Below are 21,527 nucleotides of genomic sequence, written 5' to 3'. Positions count from 1 at the left end.
TTCCGCAGGTCATCGTCGGCGTCGGCCGCGGCGACGATCAACTTGCCGCGGCCGCCAGAGGCGTCCGAGCCCTGCTCTCGTTCTACGGTTCGACGCCCGCATACCGTCCGGTGCTCGACGTCGAAGGGTGGGGCGAGGTCCAACCGGAACTCAATGCCCTGTCGAAGCGAGGTGGCTACACCGAGATGGCGTCGCTGATCACCGATCCGATGCTGACCACACTCGCCGTCGTCGGCACTCCCGAAGAGTGCGCCACCGAGATTCGGCGGCGGTTCGGCGAACATGCCGACGAAGTGTGCTGCTATTTCCCCGGTTACGACGTAGAACCGTCAGACGTGGCGTCGATGATCTCGTCTCTCACCTGAACCCGGTCGAACTTCTTGATCAGGCCCCCAAGGTACGGGCCAGCTCGGTCAACGACTCCCGGGCAGCACGCAGGCTCGCGTCACCCTGCTCGATCAGAGGTGCCATCGCCGGAATACGTTGCGCCAAAGTCAGTTCCGCGGTGATGACGGAGACATCCATTCCCATCGACACCCCGAGCACCTGAACGAGTGGCGGGACGGTGTGATCGTTGGCCTCGTTTCCCGAGCCCGGCGCATAGGTGTTTCCGCGGCTGGAGACGATCACCACCGGCTTACCTGCCAGAGGCTGAGTACGCGTGTCGAAAGGCACCGTAGTCCCCAGGACGTGTACGTAGTCGATCCACGCCTTCAACGTGGACGGGATCGACCAGTTGTACATCGGCGCACCGATCACGACGACGTCTGCAGCGGTGAGTTGCTCGATGACCCGAGCCTGGAGTGCTTCCGCGGCGGGATCCGGAATCTCGCCCTCGACTCGCAAGCGTGGTGCATAGTGCAGGGCCGCGTCCGCGAGGTGCGGCAAGGGATCCCGGTGCAGGTCCAACGTCACCGTCGTGTGATCCGGACTGTTCTTCGACCACTGCTGAGCGAACAGTGCGGTCAGATCACGTGAGGTCGAGTGGTGGAGTTCGGCGGACGAATCGATGAGAAGTAGCTGTGGCATCCCTCATCACTACCAGAGCGCGCTCAACTCTTCTCCGCGGCTAGATCGGATTCCGCCGCGTACTGCGCCAGCAGGACTCGTTCGCGCTCGCGACGCGGATAGAAGAACGTCACCACCGCGGCACCGGCACACACGATGATGATCGCCGCGATGTAGGCGTTTGTATCCCCGTCCAGGAAGGCGTTTTTGGCGGCGGTCATGATTTGCTCCGCGTATTGCGGGTAGCGTTCCGCCAGAACTTCGGCGCTGGAGAAGGATTTGGTGAGCGCGGCCTGAGTTTCGGGAGTCACTTCGGATGCGTTCGGCGAGGACGAGATCGCATTTCCCAACGATTTTGCGTACCCGGCCGTGAGTATTCCGCCGAGAATCGACTGCATGATGGCGCCGCCCAGGTCGCGTTGCAGGTCCGAGGTTCCCGACGCCATACCAGCGCGGTGCACGGGAACGGATCCGGTCAGCGAACGCGATGCCGGTGTGCCGGCCAGACCGACGCCGATGCCGACAAGCGCATAGGCCAACGCGACCTGCCAATACTGTGTGCTTTCGTTCCACAGGAACAGCGCGACGAACAACCCGAGAACCACGAACAGGTAGCCGGCGAGCAGCGTGACGCGGGCGCCGTACCTTTCGATCATGGTCGCCGAGCGCGGCGCAACGATCACCATCGCCAGCGCAGCCGGAATGATCGCCGCACCGGCTGCCAGCGTCGAGTACCCGAGGACGTTCTGCAGGAACTGCTGGCCGATGAACATCGCGCCCATGAGCGAACCGAACACGACCAACCCACCCACCGCCGCGACCCAGAAGGTCGGGCGCGCAGCTACGTGAAGATCGAACAGCGGATTGACCGCGCGTCGCTGTTGCAGGAAGAACCCGATACCCGCGACAACTGCTATCGCCCCGAGCACCAGAGCCAACGTGCCCGAACCCTTCACCGGCGCAAAGTTGATGGACAATACCAGCGCCCCGATGAAGACGATCGACACTATGCCGCCGAGGTGATCGACTCGCTCGGTCGTCTCGTTGACGTGAGCGGGAACCAACACCAGGGAACAGATCAGTGCCACAAGGGCCAAGGGAAGGGTGACGAAGAAGACCGAACCCCAGTGAAACTGCTCGAGCAGCGCCCCCGAGACGATCGGACCGAGTGCTGAAATCGCGCCACCGATTGCCGACCACATGGCAATCGCCTTGGTTCGTGCCGGTCCGGCCCACAACGCCGTGATGATTGCCAGCGTGGTCGGGAACGCCAGACCTGCCGAGACGCCTCCGACTATCCGAGCGAGGAACAGCACTTCGAAGTTCCCGGCGAATCCCGCCACGATCGACGCCGGAATGGACAGCGCCATGCCGGTGACCAGCAACATCTTGCGGCCGTATCGGTCTCCCAAGGCCCCCAGGTAGAGCACCGTTCCGGCCAGGCCCAGCGAGTAGCCGACCGCGATCAGGTTCAGTTGCGTCTGACTGGCGTCGAAAGCCCGCCCGATATCGGGCAAAGCGACATTCGCGACCGAGAGATTGAGGTTCGCGACCGCAGCGACCAGGATGAGCGTCCCCAGGACGAGGGTGGCTCGATCCGGTGAAGCGGACTTGATGTCACTCGCCATGCGCGTGCTCCCATCGAGGTGGGACCCGAACCTGGGAGTTATGTCCGGATCATCCCGAACTCAAGATAGAACCCTCGTCCGGCGCTCGCATAGTGAACGGGTCCCTATTCGGGCACAATTTCAGCCAGGACGCCCTCGGCGCTGCGGGCGGCGACCAGGCAGGCGCGCGAGGTGAACCTGTCGAAGAGCGGATGTCTGGACAACTCGCGCCATCTGCGGACAGCCGCCGTGGCCCGCGCACGCTGCACCTCCGGCGATTCTTCCGGTTCGCAGCCTAACCGGTCACTTGCCCGGATTCCGTAGCCGCCGATCAGTCTTTGCAGTTGTGCCAGGTCGTCGGGTGGCAGATCCGTGTGTACCGAACGAAGACGCCCGAGCAGGCGAAGTTCGTGAAAGCCGTGAACATCGGCAAGCAACCGTTGCGCCTCCGCCGCGATCTGATCGCCTTCCTCGCTCGGATCGGCTTCGAGGATTCTTCCCAGCGTCACCAGCGCCGTGTGCGATTTGAGCTGATCTGCCCGCTGCCCGAATTGAACGTCGATCACCTGACGCAGTTCGTCCAGGCCGCTGCGCTCCAACAATTCGGCCGCCAGGGACGGTGAATCGGTCGCCCCCAACTTGATCGACGTCACGGCGAGGCGAATTCCGAAGAGCCCGAACCGATCGGCCAATTGCGCCCGCATCGCCGCATCGACCGGCAGCGGACTGTCCTGCCTGGCAAAGCGATCCGCGGAGAGCAGTGCAAGGCTCAGATCCTCGGCCGGAACCTGCGCGAGCGCCGAGAAGGCCGCGAACTCGCTCTGCCTCATCGTCCGAGCAGCGAGCGCGAGTAGACCTGCCACCGGAACCACCGACTGGCACAGGCCGGTTCGCTCCAACTCCTCGGCGAATCGCGCCGCGACGTCCTTCGCCGAAGACAACGCGTCGAGCCTGCCTGCGCCGACCTCATCGGCACGCGAGAGAACTCCGATCACTCCGAGTGGCCCGGATTCTCCGCCCACGTGATCCGCGATCTTCCCGAGGAACTGCATGTCACTGGCGTTGAGAGCCCGCAGGAGGTAGACCACTGCATCCGCGCCCGGTGCCTCACCGTCGGGAACGAGCATGTCCCAGGTGCGGGCCGAGACCTCGGTCGAGAGCGACGAGGTGCCCGGTGTGTCGATGATCGTCGTACGAGCCAATGCCGAAGACGGCCAGTCGACGTCGATGCGGTCCACCGAGTCTGCGGTGTACTCGCCCAGATCGAACGTGAGCCTGCCGTCGCGGCGCGTCACCGGCACGTTGAACTCGGCACCGTTCTCGGCCGTCGCGGTCACCTGCGGCGTCGTCCCGTTCCGATACCAGGTGACGACGCGTGTGCATTCCGTCGCGTCGGTAGGCGCTATATCCTGTCCGACAAGCGAATTGAGCAGCGTCGACTTACCCGCTTTGAGGGAGCCGGCGAGCGCCACCCGGAGTGGCTCGTCGAGCCTGGCCGCACATTCTTCCAACTGGGCGCGCGTCTGCGGCTGATCGGCGTAGGCACGTCTGGCGTGGTCGATCAGGGCGTGTGCCGACTCCACTGCGGTCACGGTGGTCGTGGCATTCATGTGTTGGTCACCTTTGCCGAGGCAGGAGCGGGAGTTTCGCCGATCAGCGTTCCGGCAACGGCGTCGAACTCCGCGACGACGCGCATGTCGGTCTCCAGACGCTTGATCCGAGCGGCATGTTCACTCGACTCCAACTGCGCGGCTTCCTGAGTGGCGCGGAGGGATTCGTTGATCGAGCGCAACGCCTGCTCGGCGATGTCGGTGAAGTGATCACGCAACAGCCGCTGCACCAGGCGTAGGCGATCCTTCGACTCCTTGCCCACCTGGAAGCTGACGTCGTCGGCAAACCGTCGGATGGCCGCTTTCGCCTCAGCGCGACGCTTGAGTACCTGAGCCTGCTTGTCTTCACGATAAGCCTTGGTGCCCAGCAGAACCCCGGCGCCGATGGAGATCGGGTTGACCAGAGCCATGCCCATCATCGTGGTGATCAAGCCGAACATGAGCACGCCGCCGTACGAGCCGCGCATGCCGACCAGGACTTTCTGAGTGATGCCGATTCGGCCGGATTCGAGGTCCGCCAATGCACCGACCGGTTCCAGGAAACCGTCGGTGTCGGCGACGTCGAGATGCGGGAGCGCGACGTCACCGGTCTCCGCAAAGTGCTGCGCCACAACTTCTGCCAGCCACTGTGCGCGATCATGCGCCCACACGAAGTTGTCACCGATCGCGGTGGCAATCTCCTGTTCGAGCCACTCCCCCACGACGTCCCAGTCCTTACCGGGATCGCCTTCGTCGACCGTCTCCTCGGCCTGGCGGGTCACCCGGCGCAACCGGTCCCGGAGGTCGTGATCGATGTCGGCGGCGAGGTCTGCGATGCCGTCACCGAGGCTCTGCTGCCACAGTGAGGTCTTCTTGTGCAGTTCCTCGGCCGCTGCCCGGGCACGCTGCAGTCCCGCGACCGCTGCCTGAGCGGTCGACGGATCCTTCAGCGCCGCAAGCTCACTGCCCATCTCCAACGTCAGATGTGCTGCCGCAGAACGCACATCCATCGCAACTGCGCGTCGAGTATTCGATTCGGCACGCGCAACGACGTTGTCCCGCAAGAACTGATAGAGGTCCAAGAATCCGGATTCCGCTTCGAGTTCCTTGTCCCCCAGCCTCAGCGCGTGCGAGCGCAGTACCGAGGAGATCGGAATGAGCGGCAGATCCAACCCGGCACGCTGGAGATGTCCGCGATCGGCGTCGAGGATCTGCCGCCAGTGCGGGTACAGATCGGTCTTGCTGATCAGCCCGGCTACCGCAGGACACAGATTGACGACCTGGCGGATGAATCCCAGCTCCGGTTCGGTGAACTCCTGGCTGGAGTCCGACAGAACCAACACTGCATCGGCCGCAGTGATCAATCCCAATGTTCCTGCAGCATGAGGATTTCCATGACCGCCGACACCAGGGGTGTCGATCAGAACCAAACCGTCGGCCAACAGCGGACTGGGAACACCCACTTCCACACGCAGAACCTCACGCCCTTCGGCGCGAGGCGTGGCCGGGGTGATCCCCATCAGTTCCTCGAGCGGGAGGGGCACCCGAATGGGCGCCGCACCCGGATCGGCGAGAATCAGTTCGGCGACCGCGGTCTCCGCGTACTGAACTACCGTCGCCACGGCCGTGGTCTCGTCGTCACCGACCGAGCACACGTCGATGCCTAGCAGAGAATTGACGAACTGGCTCTTGCCCTGCTTGAGGGGTCCGACCACCACGATGCGAATACGCGGGTCGTTGACTCTCACCTGAGCGTTCTCGAGTCGGCGCACCAGATCCGTGCGCCCGAAATCCTTCGCCACGACGGCTGTTCGTTCGAGCAACGACGCCGTCGACGACGCGACGCGCGCCTTCCGGCTGCTTACCTGACTCGCTGAATCACTCATGAGCTACGTTGACCCGCAATTCTTCCCGACTCGAATATCCGGCCCTGCGAACGCATAGCGCGCGCAGGGCCGGATTTGTTACATCAGGTCATTTTGACCGATTTCAGTTCCTGCGTCAGCAGATCAGGGATGCAGGTGATCGACAACCGCAACCGGGTCGATGTGATCGACCGGCGCTGCAACCGAATCCTCGGCGAAGAGCGAGTGTTCGGTATCGGCGCTCAGACCCGAAGTGGAACCCGAACCGAAAGCATCGGTCGCATCGATCGACGACCACGGGTTCAGCGCACCGGTCAACGAACTCGTCAGGTCCGACACTCCGCTCACTGCTCCACCGAGAGATCCGCCCAGGTCAGCGACTCCACCGCCGCCAACGGTACCGCCACCGTCGACTGTGCCACCGGCAGCTGCGGCTGCGTCGGCACCGATCGAACCGGTCACGTCGGTGACTGCTCCGACAGCCCCGCCGAGCGATCCGCCGAGATCAGTGACGCCGTTCAGTGCGCCGCCGAGCGATCCGCTCAAGCCGGCCGCAGCGTTCGTGGCTGCTTCGAGACCTGCTGTTGCGTCGAGACCTGCTGTTGCGTCCAGAGCACCGCCCACAGTTGCTCCGAGATCACCGGTCACAGCGCCGAGGTTCAGGCCGTCCGCCGCGATGCTTCCGAGGTCGACGGAAGGCAGTTCAGCGGAGATCGGGCCGAGGTTCACTGCGCCGAGGTCGACGGAGGGCAAGTCGGCACCGATCGAACCGGTCTCGATTCCGCCGAGGTTCAGTGCCGTGTCCAGCGCTCCACCGAGTGCACCTTCGGCACCGAGAACGCTGTCGAGAGAGCCCCCCAGCCCGAGGCCCGCGCCCAGCGCACCGTCCAGCGCGCCGGTCAGGTCCGTGCCCACGGAACCGACAGCACCCAAGCCGCCTGCACCTGCGAGAGCGGTGTCGAGAGCCGCAGCGACACCGGCTGCCAAGCCTGCTTCACCGCCCAGACCGAGTGCACCACCGAGGTCGATTCCGGTAAGTCCGCCTGCACCCAGCGCTGCGTCGAGAGCGCCGCCGAGACCGCCCGCGAGCCCGGCATCGACGCCGAGTGCCGAACCGAGAACACCCTCGAGGGCCGTCGACAGATTCGCGCCTCCGCCCAGAGCTGCCGCGAGGTCTGCGCCGAGACCACCTTCGAGGTCGAGTGCTCCCCCGAGCAGTCCACCGAGTGCGCCACCAAGGTCGGCTCCGACCGTTCCCCCGGCACCGAGGGCGCCGGAGAGTGCCGCGCTGAGCTGCGCGCCGAGGTCTGCGCCGCCGCCGAGTACGGCGTCGAGGTCGAGTCCGCCGCCGAGACCCAGTGCTGCGTCGAGTGCGCCGCCCAATGCAGTTTCCAGACCGCCGCCGACGCCGAGTGCTCCGCCGAGGGCGCCACTCAGGGCAGCACCGAGATCGAGGCCGCCCGCGATATCGGTGAGAACGCTGACATCCGTGATCGCGCCGAGGACGCCACCGAGCGATGCACCCAGATCGGCGCCGATCGTGCCGCCGGCTCCCAGGACGCCCGAGAGCGCGCCGGACAATGCCGTGCTGAGGTCGCCTGTCAGAGCGCCGGCAAGATCCAGGCCGCCGCCGAGTGCAAGAGCGGATTCCAGTGCGCCGGTCAGGCTCGCGCCCAGTTCGCCGCCGATGTCAAGGAGACCGCTGAGGTCTGCTGCGCCGCCGAGGAGTCCACCGAGAGCCAGGCCGAGATCGGCTCCGAGGTCACCACCGATGGCGAAGACGGGTGCGAGAGCTCCGCTGAGCCCTGCCGTCAGGTCGAGTCCGCCGACTGCGCCGATCGCGGCGTCGAGGGCTGCTCCCAGCTCCGCAGTCAGACCGCCGGTCACACCGAGGGCGCCGCCCAGAGCCGCGCTGAGCTGTGCGCCCAGATCGAGAGCTCCTTCGAGATCGAGTGCGCCGCCCAAACCGAGACCGGCTTCGATCACAGCGCCGAAGGCTGCGCCGAGTTCGGCACTGATCTCGCCACCGATGGCAAGCGCAGCGCTGAGGGCTGCTGCGAAGTCGCCGACCAGGTCGAACTGGCCGCCGAGGGCGCCTCCGACTCCGATTCCTGCACCGGCGCCGAGACCCAGGCTGCCGCCGAGGCCACCACCGAGACCACCGGTGAGTCCACCACCGAGACCACCGCCGAGTCCGAGACCGCCGCCGATTGCACCGGCAGCGGACGCACCGGCGTTGACGATCGCGGACAGGTCGGCGCCGCCACCGGCAAAGAGTCCGGACTCGGCGACCAGCGGAGCGACCGCGACGATGTCGGCGGGGCTGACGTCGCACAGACCGGCAGCATCGAGTGCCGCGGTCGGGTTGGCGCAGTAGTTGGCAGCTGCCTCGTCGTCACGAAGTAGCCCGAGGATGAATTCGAGTACGGCGTTCGTTGCCATGGCGGGTTCTCCTGAAGTTCGTTGACCGGGTTGTTGCCGGTGGGTAGTTGCCGGTGGTCCGGAAACTGGTGCGCTGCCAGAGGTAGCGAGTGGAATCAACGCTAAGAACTTTTGCGACTGGGGCCAACGGGGAGCACCCCCCTCTTCTCCAGGGACAGGTGGGGAAGCCCCCCATTGGGCTACGCCCGGTCGGAATAGGGGATTTGCCCCGATTAGGGGATCGGTCCCCTACTTCGTCGCGACTCCTCCGATCCGGTAACGATCTAGGTCCTGAAACCGACATCGCAGACAACCGCGACAGTCCTTCTGTCGCCCACGACCAGGGGAGTTCGTTCATGGCGGCAGGGCTCGGCATCAGCATCGGTTCGGCCACTCTCGTAGCTGTCACCGACGGCTCGACCGGTGAAACGCAACAGGTCCGCTTACCCAGTGCGCTGCAATTGGACGACGGATCCGTCATCACCGGATTTGTCGAGCGCGTCGGAGACCCGATTCCGATACTTGCCGCCGACGGTACCGAGTACCGCGGCGAGGCTCTCGCGGCGACGGCTGTCGGCGCACTGGTAGACCAGGCAGGCGGCAACGAAGGGCCAACTGTCGTCCTGGCTCACCCGGTGGGGTGGAACCGCCACACAGCACGCACCATGGAGTCCGCTCTGGACGACGCCGGGGTTCACGGGGCGACTCTCGTCGCCGAACCCGCAGCCGTCATGGCGTGGCTCGCCGCTTCCGGAACTGTCGTCAGCGACGGTCTGACCGTCGTCTACGACCTCGGTGCTCGCTCGCTCGACGTCACGATGATGTCCACGACCGACGGACGAAGCGAGATCTTCGGTAAGCCGCTGCGCAGCGAGGACATCGGCGGCGACGAATTCGATCACCTCGTCACCGTTCACCTGCTCGATGCGGTTTCCGACCAGTTCGCAACCCTTGATCCCTTTGCCCTCGAGACGATTGCAGCGCTGGAAACTCTGCGCGAGCATGCCCGCGCAGCCAAGGAGGAACTTTCCACCGAGACGGAAACCGTTGCCCGCGTGGCGCTTCCCGGTGCCGTCAGCGACGTTCGACTCGTTCGTTCCGAACTCGAAGATCTGATCCGGCCCGCCCTCACCGAATCGGTGGCATTGGTTCGCGAAAGCCTGCGATCTGCCGGCGTCGAGTCCAGTGACGTCAATCAGGTTGTCCTGGCCGGCGGAAGCTCGTCCATTCCCCTTGTCGCCGAACTACTGTCGGCGGAGCTTCGTGTCCCGGTGATCGCCGACGCCGATCCAGCGTCGTGCGCGGCGTCCGGCGCCGCGGCCCTCGCACTCGACGCCAGAGACTCGCAAGTACCGGCCGCCGCCACTGCAGTGATTCCCGCCGAGCCGTCTCGCAAGCCCGCACCAGTTCCCGCCTTCTCCACTCCGCTGCTTGCCGAGCCGACCGAAGAAGAGAACACGGCGACTCGACGCTCGTCGAGGGTCGGCGTCGTTGCTGCAGTGGTGGGAGCATTCATCGTGCTCGCCGCAGGCGGGCTCGGAATCGGAACTGCCATGGACAAGATCAACGTTCCGTCCAGTTCGGCGAACACCACCAGCGAGTCCACCTCCTCGACCGCTTCGACCACCGCGGGCTCTACTCCCGGCAGCACCACGGCAGCGGAAGCGGCAGGCACCGGATCCACGACTGCGAACAACGGCACTCAAAGCAATCAGCCCGGTTCTCCTGCTGCCGCAGGCGGCTCGACGACGGCGCCGGGGGCAGTTCCGGTTGCCGGCGCACCGGCGGGATCCTCGCCCGCACCGGGCGAGACCGCTCCGTCGGCGCCTGCACCCGCCGCACCCGGCGCCCCGGCGCCCGCACCTGCTCCCGCCCCGGCACCAGCACCCGCACCCGCGCCTGGAGCCGGCGTCGGGACCGGTGTCGGTGACGCTGCGACCGGCATCGGAAACGGAGTCGGCGGTCTGGTCGACGGTGTCGGCAACGGAGTCGGCGGCGTGGTCGGAGGTCTCGGTAACGTCGTCGGTGGTGTCGGAAACGTGGTCGGTGGTGTCGTCGGCGGCGTCACCGCACCGATCCGCTGACCGGCGGTCTTTCGATGAACCGTGACAACTGCACCGAATCGTCGTTCATCGCAGGACTTTTGCGCGACGTCGACCTGACTGCATCGCCACTGCGCCTGTTCGTCACCGGGACCGATGCCAGCGCTCGGCCCCAAGTGACGAGGGTTGTTCGGAAGCGAATCGAATCGGGTGACAAGCCCGTGGTCACCGCAGTCACGCATGACGTCCCCGCCGACGCGATTGTGGTGATCGCGGACGCGCAAGCTCTGACCTCCGATGAAATCCGTGCCCTGAAAGAGCTTGTCCAACGTGACGACCTCGGAGTTGTCGTAGCCTCCGATCGGATCGATCCACCACTCGCACCGATCTACTCGAACATCTCGAGTTTCGGCACCGTGTTGCATCTGAACCCGTTGAACCGAAACGATATTCGGAAGATCGCGGCCGAGCGAAGAGTCCCGCTCGACGACCGCACCGTGGTGGCGCTCGAGCATCTGTCCGGTGGTTCCTTCGGGGCGATCGAAGCGTACTTCGCCGCCGCCTCGGCAGGCCGCCTGGAAATGCCGAACGCCATACGCACACACATCCTCCACCAGGTCACCGCTCTGCATCCGATCGAGCGCGAGATCCTCGAAGTTTCACTCGCCGTCCCGGACATCGACGCCTTCGAGCTCGATCTGGGACAGGAGAAGTTCAGCCTCACAGCTGCATTCGACCGGGCACTGGCGACCGGACTGTTCGGTTCGCGATCACCACTCGTCGCGAGCGTGCTCGCCGAGTCGACGAGCACCGGGCGTATCCGCAGCGAGCTGATCAGAATCGTCGAATCACGCGCACACACGAGAACCCTCGATATCGACACAGCACGAAGACTTTTCGACTCCGGCATCCGCCACCGCGATCTCACGGGTGTACTACGAGACGCCGTCGAGGCGAGCACGCCGGCGGTCGCGGCAGATCTCTTTCGCCGCGTGAATTCGATCGAGCCTCTCGGCGTGGCCGACACGCTGCTGTACGCCCAGGTCTCGGCTCGCAGTGGTGACCTCGACACTGCCTGCCGTCTGGCCGATTCCGTCATCGCCGCACCCGATCTCGACGACGCGAGATTGGCTGCGGCGGTGCGAATCCGCGCAGCTTCGTCCGCAGCATGCGGCCAACTCGGCGCCGCTGCAGATCTCTACACCTGGCTGGGGCCAGGGCGCACCGGAAACGAATCCCCCTTCGCCGCAATCACTTTCCTCGGCATCGGCAAGGTCGATGACGCGAACGCCGCGCTCACCGGACACACAGGATCACCGTCGAGCTCGACGGTCGGCGCTACCACACTGGCCAACGGACTGATGCAATCGGTCACCGGGAGCGCGCCGAGTGCGCTCAACACGATGTCGCGCGCACTCTCGCTCCCCGGCGGAGCCGACACATCTGAATTCCAGCCTGATTCCGCCCCGGCGCTGGTAGCTCTCGCACTCCTGCACAACGGCGCCCATGAACGGGCCGCCGCTGTCGTCACGGCCGCGATCGCCGCCGACGACGCAAGCAGCCACACGTGGGCGCGACTTCACCTTCTCGGCGCCTGGATCGCGATGGTCCGCGGGCAGGACGCGATTCTCGAAGACCTACCGCAGGAGGTAGTCCGCGGCCCCCTCCGCGAGCGTGACGCACTGTTTCTGCATGCTCTGATCGTGGGTCTCGCTCGGCGTTCCGGCGATCTCGCCCAGCTGCGTCGAGCTTGGTCGGGCGCGGCAGGCACCCTCTCGTCCTGCAGCGTTGATCTGTTCGATCTGCTTCCCATCGGCGAACTGTGGCTTGCGGCAGTACGGCTCGAGGAGACCGAGCAGGTCGAGCATCTCGTCGACGACGCGCGCTCACTCCTCCGCGCGCTCGGCGAGCCGCCGCTGTGGTCGTCGCCGCTGCATTGGTACGGCGTCCAGGCGTCGATCCTCTCGCAGTCGCCGGCCGATCTCCTCCCACACGCCCATACACTCGCCGAATCAGCCAAAACTCACACTTACGCAGCCGGTTTGGCGATCGCCGGACGCCAGTGGCTCCTACTCATGCAAGGCAACGTCGACGCAGACGATGTCGAAGCCGCCGCACGAACGCTCAGTCGGATCGGACTCCCGTGGGACGCCGCTCGCCTCGCCGGCGAAGCAGCGCTGCGCACCCCGGACACCAAATCGGCCACGGCACTGCTCCACGTTGCGCGCTCGCTACGCACAACGTCGACGGCCGAGACAAGTGCAACCGATACCGCCACAAGTGCGGCGCCACCGTCGGTGTTGACCGAGCGCGAACAAGAAGTTGCCGAACTCGTCGTCGTCGGACTGACGTATCGGGAAATCGGCGAACGACTCTACATCTCCGCTAAAACCGTCGAGCACCATGTCGCACGCATCAAGCGGCGCGTCGGGGCGCAGTCTCGTTCGGAACTGCTCACCATCCTTCGCAGCATGACACCGTCGAACAAGTAGTTAGCTGCATATTGTCCAGAGGGTTGCGTATATCCGCTTAAGTGATAGTTTTCACAGCAATCAGGACATGCCTGCCGAGCAAAGTTCGGTAACTGTGAAACGGGGATCGCTATGAAGTGGGGAGTCGGACTCGCCGTCGGCAACAAACGAAGCATTGCTGCGATCGCGAGACCTGACTCGGAGCTGGTGACCCTCGAACGCGAATCGGTTCTGCACCACGCCCCCGACGGCACCGTGCAGCTAGGCGGAACCGCGGCGGGGTCCTCCGGGTTGCGCGGGTTCCTCGACAGGGTCGGCACCGACGATACCGACAACTTCTCCGAGCACATGACGCGAGGGGAGGAACTGGTAGCGACAGCAATGTATTGCCTGGTCAAGGAAGTCCGATCACTCACCGATCAGAACCTGAACATCTCTGCGGTGATCCCCGCGGGTTGGTCGAGCGATTCCGTCGACGTACTGCGCGGCGCACTCGACAGCATGAATCTCGACGGCGTCGAACTGATTTCAGAAGATGAAGCCTCTGCGGCTTGGCTCGCGGATCCGGACGCCGACGACCGTGCTGCTCGCGGAGCCGCAGCGTTGGCCGCACCCTTCTCGATCACCTCTACCTGTCCCGAACCCCAGCCAACCGATTTTGCCGAGCCAGAGGACACCCCCGAAGAGTTTCCGCCGTTCGTTCTGATCGAACCGGAGCCGGAATCCGGCGTGGAGGCACCGGTCACGAAAGAACCGAGCATCGACGGTTGGCTGAATCGCCAGTGGCGGTCGGAGCGCCGACCGATCATCGCCGCAGCAGCCGCCGCAGTCTTTCTGACCGTGTCGGGTTGCGCGGCCGCGGTCATCATCGGACACACTCCGACCATTTCAGCACCCAGGATTCTCGACGCACAATCTTCCCTGTCCCCCGGGACGGACACAGCTGCCACCCCGACGAGTTCATCCGGGACAGGCACGCAATCAGCGACCTCACCCCCACCGGAAGTACCCGCTCTCGGCGCGCAGCCGACGGCGCAGTCGTGGGCATCCGAAGCGGAATCGACCTCATCCGAATCCCAGCCCATTCCGGTGAGTCCGGGCACCGGTACAGAGAAATCCACTACGGCGAACGTCCCCGCGCAACAGGGATCGCCGATCACCATCCAGATCGATCCCCTTCGGATCGAGAACCTGCCGCCGGTCGTCGGACCGCTGGATCCGGTCGATCCGGATACCCCGGACACTCCCGCCGTGACCGCCCCCACTGATACACAGACAACGCCGACGCAGCCGTCCAACCCGACCGACACAACCGATCCGGTGGTTCCGAATCCCGACATGCCCGTCATGCCATTGGCCCCGAGACCCGGAATGCCAAGTTAGACAGAATAATTCGACTTGCCGACAACAGGCACATATTCCTCGTCGAAACTTTTCCCCTATGGTGGGTGCGGTACCTACCGGCTCGGTGCCGGGGACTTGAAGGGATTTCATGCGTAACTCGTTGGCGATCCGCACCGCTGTGGTCGGCGCCTCGGCACTACTGCTCGCAGCTCCATTCACCACGACGGCATCGGCAGAGCCCGCCTCCGACACGCATGTCGAACAACTCGGGGCAGATCAGCTTCCGGCTGAGCTGATCGAGGCGATCACACGCGATCTGAAGATCTCCCCACAGGAGTATCTGGACCGCGCTGCCAAAGCTCAGGAACTCGGTGCATACGCCCAGGAATTCAAGTCCGAGCGCCCTGGCGACTACGCCGGCTCGTGGATGGGACTCGACGGTCAACCCGTCGTAGCCGTCACCACCACCGAAGCTGCACGCATCGCGGCCGACGACGGTTACCGCACGCACGTCGCCCCCGTCTCCGCCGACACCCTCGAGAAGACGCTGGCCGACGTCAACGGATGGATTGCCGGGCTGCCCAAGGAAATCTCACGCGCAGTCAATTCGGCGACTATCGACGTCCTGAACAACCAGGTCGTCATCGACGTCGCGAACAGCCCCGTCGGGCAGGCGCTCAATCTTCCGACCCTGCTCGAGAACACCAAGATCGTTCTCAGCCCGGATGGCGGCGGATCGGTTGATCCCGGAGCACTCGGCGGCGACACCTACATCACGTCGACAGGCCCCATTCGCGAGACACCGACCGAGAACATCTCGGTCTGCTCGTTCGGGTTCAACGCCGTCGACGATCAGAACAATGCTCTCAATATCAGTGCCGGACACTGCAATCCGGCCGAGGGTTCGAAGTCGCCCGTCTACCTGCCGAATCACGCGAACGTCGACGACAGTCAGTTGATCGGAGCATTCTCACAGTCTTCCGTCGGCAACAACGCCGGCGATCTCGATTACTCGGTCATCAAGTTCGACCAGTCCGGCATCGACGCGGGCCTCGACCGTGCTGCCGTCCGCGGTGCCAACGGGACCACCCTCGCGATCACCGGAACAGCACGTCCCGTGATCGGCGCTCCCATCTGCAAGTCCGGCCAGACGTCGTCCTTCACCTGTGGTGTCGTGGCAGCCGATCGCGTCGAAACTCAACTGGTCATGGCGGACGGTGATTCACGAACCGTTCGCGGATTCGCCGGCACCGCGTGCACCCTCGCCGGGGACAGTGGCGGCGCCATCGTCTCCGGAACCTTGGCTCTGGGCATCACCAGCGGCTCCAACAGCAGCGGAGCACCCAGTTGCAACGAAGCGAACCTGGTACTGGCGACCTCCGGTGGAACCTCGAATCTGGGTATTCCGGTCGGAGACATCCTCGACGCGGCAGATCGCGCTTCCGGTGGCGGTGTCGGTGCCGGAATCCGCGTCCGCACTGCAGGTTGACCAACCACTGATTCACGCACTGTGCCCGCCGATCCGTTTCGCGATCGGCGGGCACAGTGCTGTTGTCGGTCGGGGTCAGCGCTGTCTGCTCATGTAACGGGTGGGAATAGCGCGTTCGAACCCATATAGTCATGGTCGACTGTGATCGGCTCACCACAAGTCCGTGAGCCGTATCCGTGTGCTCCCAGGGGGGTGGTACGCGGTCAACGAAGTGGAAAGGCCCACATGCGAAGCTCCATCGCACGTCGCGCCGCAGTGTTCGGTTCGGCCGCGCTGCTGCTCCTCGGACCGATCACCGCGGTCGCGAACGCAGAACCGAACGAATCCGGGGTATCCGATCAGGCAGCCCATCTGCCCGTCGAACTCGCCGAAGCCCTACAGCACGACTTGGCGCTGACGCCCGACCAGTTCGTCTCGCGTTCCGAACTCGCGCAGAAGCTCGCGGAGTTCGCCGCCATCGCGCGCGTCCAGTTTCCCGACTCTTTTGCCGGAGTGTGGCTCGACGACCTCGGTAAGGGCGTAGTCGCTCTCGCTGACGGTCGAGACAAGGATGCTGCCCGCGAGGCCGCCGAGAAGGCCGGTTTCGAGGTCAAGGACGTCGCGCAGAGCGAGCAGGCTCTGCAAAGTCAACTCTCGGCACTCAACACCTGGCTCGATTCGCAGCCTGCCGAGGTCGCAGACCTCGTGCGTGGCATTGCCGTCGACGTCGTCGGCAACGGAGTCGCCCTCACCGCCGATCCTGCCGCCGGCATCGAATTGCCTGAGTTCCTGAAGCGGACCGTCGTCCATACCGCTGCTCCGCTACTGGTTCCCCCGATCGTCGCGGACCTCATCCCCGCAACCGGATCCGCAACCGGCGACGCCGCACTGGGCGGAGACGCCTTCGGCGCAACCTCCGGTAACACTGGACTGCGTTGTTCGTTCGGCTTCAACGGCACCGACGGTTCAGGGCGCACGGTCAACATCAGCGCCGGTCACTGTGATCCCAATCGCGCCGCTGCCGGCACCTCGAACTCCAGCCAGGTCTTCCCGATGGTGAACAACCAGACCGGGCCCCGCGTCGGGTACTTCGCCAAGAGCAGCTTCGACGGGCGCGACTACTCGATCATCAACATCGACGACAACGCGAAGTACCGCTTCGAGAACAACAGCGTGCGGGTCCCGTTCAACCGCTCGGTCAACATCACCGGTACCGCCGATCCTGTCGTGGGCGCCCCGGTCTGCAAGGCAGGATCGACCACGGGCTTCAGCTGCGGCGTCGTCACCGGCGTCAACCGCGTCGCAAAGGTTTTGGATCACACCCTCGACAACGGCTTCACCACCAACATCTGCGTCCTGCAGGGTGACAGCGGTGGCCCGATCGTCTCCGGAACATTGGCAGTGGGCATCACGAGTGCGTCCAACGTCGCCACCTCTCCCCTGTGCGAGATCGCTCAGGCAGAGACACTGTTCGGGCAAGAAGCCCCGACCCAGTACGCGACGCCGATCAACGACATCCTCGCCGCCAACCCAGGCCTGAAGGTTCGCGACTACTGATCACACGCATTCCTCGAGACAGCAAAACGGGCGCCACACCTTCTGAAGGTGTGGCGCCCGTTTCGGCGTTCGTGACGTTCTACTGGAAGAGAGTTGTTCCAGCCGGAGCGTTCAGAACCTTGATCAGGTCCAAGCCCGCGACGACGGCAGTTCCGCCGCCGGCGAGGATGGTACCGGCGACTCCACCGATACCGGCCCCTGTGACCATGCCGGGCAGGCAGCCGACGACCAGGCCGGGCAGACCCACGATGCAACCGATGACCGCCCCGACGATCGTGCCGGTGAGGCTACCGATCTGCGTGGCAAGCCCGAGCTGTGACTGGAACTTCTCGATTGCCTTCTGATCCTCGTCAGGCGAAGCAACCGGGGTGAACTCGGCAGCGACCGGCTTCGGCTTGGAACTGGCCGGGTCCAGGTTCGGCTTGAGGGTGAGGGTCTTGCCGTCCTCACTGACGGTCTCGTCGAACGGGAACTGAACGTCGCCGAGGTTGAACGCGAGCGGAAGGCTCACGAGAGTTGCGCCCTGGCTGTTCTGCAAGTCGACGTGAGTTCCGTCGCCCGAGACCCGGAATGCTCCGGCGTCGATGGTGGTGACAACGGCCTGGTCGACGACCTCGGCGGTGTACGAAACGTCGGGTGACGTCTCCGGAGCTGCGTAAGAAGTACCTGCAGCGATGCCCGTAGCGGCAATGGTCATCGCTGCGACGGCCGCAGCTTTTCGAATGAACATTTTTGATCCTCCCCGGGATCGGGCGGGCGTCAGTCGATGACTCACACCACCCGTTTCCCCTGTGCGTGACGGGCGTAACGATAACAGCCGGTCGGTTGTTCTCACCTGCTCGGAACCCGACTTAGGGCTGCCTGACAGATGGACACCTGACGGGCACCGCCTAACGTGACGACCAGACATGTCTGCGTCTGGCCCAGCCCGTCCGACGCAGAAGATCGATCTCTCCAGGCCACGAGCGGTTACCAGCCGGTACCTACAGGCTGGTAATGCTAGTTACTGGCGGGTAACATAACGCAGGTTAGTATCAGTGGGCTGTCCCGAGGTGGCCGACGCGTCGCCCTGAAACGAAAGGCCGCGACATGAATGCCCTGACGATTACGTTGGGCACGATTGGTGCTCTGCTGAGCTTGGTGTGTTGGTACATCTTCCTCTCAGGCGCGCTGAGGATGTTCAACACCGTGCGCATCGGCCAGTCGGCACCCGATCGATGGCGCCCGTTCTTCCCTCGCTTCAAGCAGATGATCATCGAGTTCATCGCGCACACGCGCATGAACAAGTTCCGCAGCGTCGGCTGGGCCCACTGGCTCGTCATGGTCGGCTTCCTCGGTGGGTTCCTGCTGTGGTTCGAGGCCTACGGCCAGACGTTCAACCCCGAGTTCCACTGGCCCATCTTCGGTAACACGTGGGCGTGGCACCTGTGGGACGAGATCCTCGGCCTGGGCACCGTCATCGGTATCACCACGCTGATCGTGATCCGTCAGCTCAACCACCCGCGTCTGCCCGCGCGCCTGTCCCGTTTCGGCGGCTCCAACTTCAAGGCCGCCTACGTCATCGAAGGCATCGTCCTGCTCGAGGGCCTGGGCATGATCATGGTCAAGGCAGGCAAGATCGCGACCTACGGTCACGCCAACCCGTGGACCGACTTCTTCACCATGCAGGTCGCGAAACTGCTTCCCGCCAGCCCCGTCATGATCTCGGTGTTCGCATTCGTGAAGCTGATGACCGGCATGATCTGGCTCGCGATCGTGGGCCGCAACATCACCTGGGGCGTCGCGTGGCACCGCTTCTCGGCGTTCTTCAACATCTACTTCAAGCGTGAAGACGACGGCACCGTCGCCCTCGGCGCGGCAAAGCCCATGATGTCCAAGGGCAAAGTCCTGACGATGGAGAACGTCGACCCCGACACCGACACTCTCGGCGCCGGAAACATCGAAGACTTCTCCTGGAAGGGCTGGCTCGACTTCACCACCTGCACCGAGTGCGGTCGTTGCCAGTCCCAGTGCCCCGCGTGGAACACCGGAAAGCCGCTCTCGCCCAAGCTGCTCATCATGTCGCTGCGTGACCACGGCTACGCCAAGGCCCCGTACCTGCTCGCTGGTGGACGCAAGGACATGGGCGGCGACGAGATCGGTCTCGTCGACAGCGAAGGCAATGTCAAGGAAGGCGCCCTCGCAGCCATCCCCGAGGCGGCACGCCTCGAGGCCGACCGCAAGCTCGTCGGTGAAACCGTCGAAGGCGAGATGGCCCCGGTCATCGACGCCGAAACCTTGTGGAGCTGCACCAACTGCGGCGCCTGCGTCGAACAGTGCCCCGTCGACATCGAACACGTCGACCACATCATCGACATGCGTCGCTACCAGGTCCTGATCGAATCGGAGTTCCCCTCCGAGCTCGCCGGCCTGTTCAAGAACCTCGAGAACAAGGGCAATCCCTGGGGTCAGAACTCCAAGGATCGCCTCAACTGGATCAACGAGATGGACTTCGAGATCCCCGTCTTCGGCAAGGACGCCGACAGCTTCGAGGACTACGAGTACCTCTTCTGGGTCGGCTGCGCCGGCGCCTACGAAGACCGTGCCAAGAAGACCACCAAGGCCGTTGCCGAACTCCTCGCCACCGCGGGAGTGAAGTTCATGGTCCTCGGCGCCGACGAAACCTGCACCGGCGACTCCGCACGTCGTGCCGGCAACGAGTTCTTGTTCCAGCAGCTCGCGATGCAGAACATCGAGATGCTCAATTCGGTCTTCGACGGTATCGAGCAGAAGAAGCGCAAGATCGTCGTCACCTGTGCGCACTGCTTCAACGCCCTCGGCAACGAGTACCCGGAGGTGGGCGGCGACTACGAGGTCGTGCACCACACTCAGCTGCTCAACCGTCTGGTGCGCCAGAAGAAGCTGATCCCGGTTGCGTCCGTGAGCGAAGACGTCACCTACCACGACCCGTGCTTCCTCGGACGCCACAACAAGGTTTACGACGCTCCCCGTGAACTCATGGAAGCCTCAGGCTCCAAGCTCGTCGAAATGCCGCGTCACGGCGAACGTTCCATGTGCTGTGGTGCCGGTGGTGCTCGCATGTGGATGGAAGAGAACATCGGCAAGCGCATCAACGTCGACCGCGTCGACGAAGCGCTCTCCACCAACCCCAAGAAGATCGCCACGGGTTGCCCGTTCTGCCGCGTCATGCTCACCGACGGCGTCACTGCCCGCCAGGAGCAAGGCCAGGGCGAAGGCGTCGAGGTCGTCGACGTCGCGCAGCTGATGCTGAACTCCGTCACTCGTCTCGATCCCGCCCAGCTCGGCGAGAACATCAAGGTGATCCCGCGCGAGAAGGCACCGGTCGCTGCTGAGGCAAAGGCTGAGACCGTCGAGCAGGATCGGGTCGCCGAAGTCGAGGAAGCTGCCGCGACTCCGGAAGCCAAGGCTGCACCGGCAGGCAAGGGTCTGGCCATGAAGGGCCTCGCCAAAGCACCAGGTGCAAAAGCTCCCGGTGCCAAGGCACCCGGCAAGGGGCTCGGAATGGCCGGCGGGGCAAAGGCTCCCGGCGCCAAGAAGGCGGCTCCCGCCGCAAGCGCGGAAGCTCCCGCTGACGAAGCTGCTGCACCGGCAGCACCTGTCGCAAAGCCCAAGGGTCTCGGTCTTGCGGGCGGCGCCAAGGCACCCGGCGGCAAGGGACTGCAGATGAAGGGCGCCGCCAAGGCACCCGGAGCAAAGGCCGCTGCCGCGCCGGCAGCGGAAGCTCCGGCAGCTGAGGCTGCTGCACCCGAAGCTGCTGCACCCGTCGCCAAGCCGAAGGGTCTGGCGTCCGGCGCCAAGGCACCCGGCGGCAAGGGACTGCAGATGAAGGGCGGGGCCAAGGCTCCTGGTGCAAAGGCTGCTCCTGCTTCTGAAGCACCTGCTGCTGCTCCGGCAGAGGCTCCGGCCGCTCCGGCAGAGGCTCCGGCCGCTCCGGCAGAGGCTCCGGCCGCCGAGGCGGAAGCCCCGAAGGCTCCGCCTGCTGCCAAGGCCGGCGGACTCGGATTCAAGTCGGGCGCAAAGGCTCCCGGTGCCCGGAAGGCAGCTCCCGCTGCGGCCCCGGCGCCGGCTGCTGAGGCCCCGGCTCCCGAGGCCGAACCTGTGAAGGCAGAACCCGCTGAAGCGCCTGCTGAGGCG

13 protein-coding genes are annotated in these 21,527 nt (G+C 64.7%); 7 read left to right on the top strand and 6 right to left on the bottom strand.

All coding sequences use genetic code 11. The annotated features are described in order from the left end of the window. Nucleotides 1-365, top strand: a 365-nt coding sequence (locus RWT78_RS18440; RefSeq protein WP_314677153.1) for an LLM class flavin-dependent oxidoreductase, incomplete at its 5' end; no start/stop codon positions are given. A gap of 19 nt (nucleotides 366-384) precedes the next feature. Here the strand turns inward: RWT78_RS18440 and RWT78_RS18435 are convergent. From RWT78_RS18435 to RWT78_RS18415, 5 genes are all read right to left on the bottom strand, one after another. Then, on the bottom strand, nucleotides 385-1,029 hold the full coding sequence (locus RWT78_RS18435) for an FMN-dependent NADH-azoreductase (RefSeq protein WP_209922084.1): 645 nt from the start codon (nucleotides 1,027-1,029) through the stop codon (nucleotides 385-387). Between the two features lie 23 nt (nucleotides 1,030-1,052). Further along, nucleotides 1,053-2,636, bottom strand: coding sequence for an MFS transporter (locus RWT78_RS18430; protein ID WP_054187123.1), 1,584 nt, complete (start codon nucleotides 2,634-2,636; stop codon nucleotides 1,053-1,055). A gap of 104 nt (nucleotides 2,637-2,740) precedes the next feature. After that, on the bottom strand, nucleotides 2,741-4,225 hold the full coding sequence (locus RWT78_RS18425; RefSeq protein ID WP_042452229.1) for a dynamin family protein: 1,485 nt from the start codon (nucleotides 4,223-4,225) through the stop codon (nucleotides 2,741-2,743). After that, nucleotides 4,222-6,090, bottom strand: coding sequence for a dynamin family protein (locus RWT78_RS18420; protein WP_314677147.1), 1,869 nt, complete (start codon nucleotides 6,088-6,090; stop codon nucleotides 4,222-4,224). The genes RWT78_RS18425 and RWT78_RS18420 overlap by 4 nt, the downstream gene beginning before the upstream one ends. Nucleotides 6,091-6,213: 123 nt before the next feature. Next, the gene (locus RWT78_RS18415; RefSeq protein ID WP_065456004.1) at nucleotides 6,214-8,511 is read right to left on the bottom strand and encodes an IniB N-terminal domain-containing protein; all 2,298 of its coding nucleotides are present in this window, start codon (nucleotides 8,509-8,511) and stop codon (nucleotides 6,214-6,216) included. Between the two features lie 335 nt (nucleotides 8,512-8,846). On the opposite strand from RWT78_RS18415, the gene RWT78_RS18410 reads away from it, so the two are divergent. From RWT78_RS18410 to RWT78_RS18390, 5 genes are all read left to right on the top strand, one after another. Then, nucleotides 8,847-10,574, top strand: coding sequence for an Hsp70 family protein (locus RWT78_RS18410; RefSeq protein WP_065456005.1), 1,728 nt, complete (start codon nucleotides 8,847-8,849; stop codon nucleotides 10,572-10,574). Nucleotides 10,575-10,588: 14 nt separating this feature from the next. Further along, on the top strand, nucleotides 10,589-13,024 hold the full coding sequence (locus tag RWT78_RS18405) for a LuxR C-terminal-related transcriptional regulator (protein ID WP_314677142.1): 2,436 nt from the start codon (nucleotides 10,589-10,591) through the stop codon (nucleotides 13,022-13,024). 111 nt (nucleotides 13,025-13,135) lie between these two features. Next, nucleotides 13,136-14,386, top strand: a complete 1,251-nt coding sequence (locus tag RWT78_RS18400) for a hypothetical protein (protein WP_314677140.1) — start codon at nucleotides 13,136-13,138, stop codon at nucleotides 14,384-14,386. Between the two features lie 109 nt (nucleotides 14,387-14,495). Then, nucleotides 14,496-15,836, top strand: a complete 1,341-nt coding sequence (locus RWT78_RS18395; protein WP_054187118.1) for a S1 family peptidase — start codon at nucleotides 14,496-14,498, stop codon at nucleotides 15,834-15,836. A 225-nt stretch (nucleotides 15,837-16,061) separates the two neighbouring features. Next, nucleotides 16,062-17,372 carry a S1 family peptidase gene (locus RWT78_RS18390; protein WP_007726683.1) on the top strand — a complete coding sequence of 437 codons (1,311 nt, stop codon included), beginning with the start codon at nucleotides 16,062-16,064 and terminating at the stop codon, nucleotides 17,370-17,372. 79 nt (nucleotides 17,373-17,451) lie between these two features. On the opposite strand, the gene RWT78_RS18385 is transcribed toward RWT78_RS18390, so the two are convergent. After that, the gene (locus RWT78_RS18385; RefSeq protein ID WP_003943407.1) at nucleotides 17,452-18,102 is read right to left on the bottom strand and encodes a glycine zipper family protein; all 651 of its coding nucleotides are present in this window, start codon (nucleotides 18,100-18,102) and stop codon (nucleotides 17,452-17,454) included. A 359-nt stretch (nucleotides 18,103-18,461) separates the two neighbouring features. Between RWT78_RS18385 and RWT78_RS18380 the strand changes: the two genes are divergently transcribed. Beyond that, the coding region (locus RWT78_RS18380) for a (Fe-S)-binding protein (protein ID WP_314677137.1) at nucleotides 18,462-21,527 on the top strand (3,066 nt) is incomplete at its 3' end.

It is taken from the genome of uncultured Rhodococcus sp., from assembly GCF_963525155.1.
Lineage (GTDB): Bacteria > Actinomycetota > Actinomycetes > Mycobacteriales > Mycobacteriaceae > Rhodococcus_F > Rhodococcus_F qingshengii.
Note: the sequence above shows the minus strand (reverse complement) of the source record. Positions and strands in the feature narration are given on the sequence as shown.

What these genes read in the sequence shown, in the direction of transcription:
- RWT78_RS18435 (WP_209922084.1), bottom strand. Translation starts at nt 1,029, where the DNA reads ATGCCACAGCTACTTCTCATCGATTCGTCCGCCGAACTCCACCACTCG.
- RWT78_RS18430 (WP_054187123.1), bottom strand. Translation starts at nt 2,636, where the DNA reads ATGGCGAGTGACATCAAGTCCGCTTCACCGGATCGAGCCACCCTCGTC.
- RWT78_RS18425 (WP_042452229.1), bottom strand. Translation starts at nt 4,225, where the DNA reads ATGAATGCCACGACCACCGTGACCGCAGTGGAGTCGGCACACGCCCTG.
- RWT78_RS18420 (WP_314677147.1), bottom strand. Translation starts at nt 6,090, where the DNA reads ATGAGTGATTCAGCGAGTCAGGTAAGCAGCCGGAAGGCGCGCGTCGCG.
- RWT78_RS18415 (WP_065456004.1), bottom strand. Translation starts at nt 8,511, where the DNA reads ATGGCAACGAACGCCGTACTCGAATTCATCCTCGGGCTACTTCGTGAC.
- RWT78_RS18410 (WP_065456005.1), top strand. Translation starts at nt 8,847, where the DNA reads ATGGCGGCAGGGCTCGGCATCAGCATCGGTTCGGCCACTCTCGTAGCT.
- RWT78_RS18405 (WP_314677142.1), top strand. Translation starts at nt 10,589, where the DNA reads ATGAACCGTGACAACTGCACCGAATCGTCGTTCATCGCAGGACTTTTG.
- RWT78_RS18400 (WP_314677140.1), top strand. Translation starts at nt 13,136, where the DNA reads ATGAAGTGGGGAGTCGGACTCGCCGTCGGCAACAAACGAAGCATTGCT.
- RWT78_RS18395 (WP_054187118.1), top strand. Translation starts at nt 14,496, where the DNA reads ATGCGTAACTCGTTGGCGATCCGCACCGCTGTGGTCGGCGCCTCGGCA.
- RWT78_RS18390 (WP_007726683.1), top strand. Translation starts at nt 16,062, where the DNA reads ATGCGAAGCTCCATCGCACGTCGCGCCGCAGTGTTCGGTTCGGCCGCG.
- RWT78_RS18385 (WP_003943407.1), bottom strand. Translation starts at nt 18,102, where the DNA reads ATGTTCATTCGAAAAGCTGCGGCCGTCGCAGCGATGACCATTGCCGCT.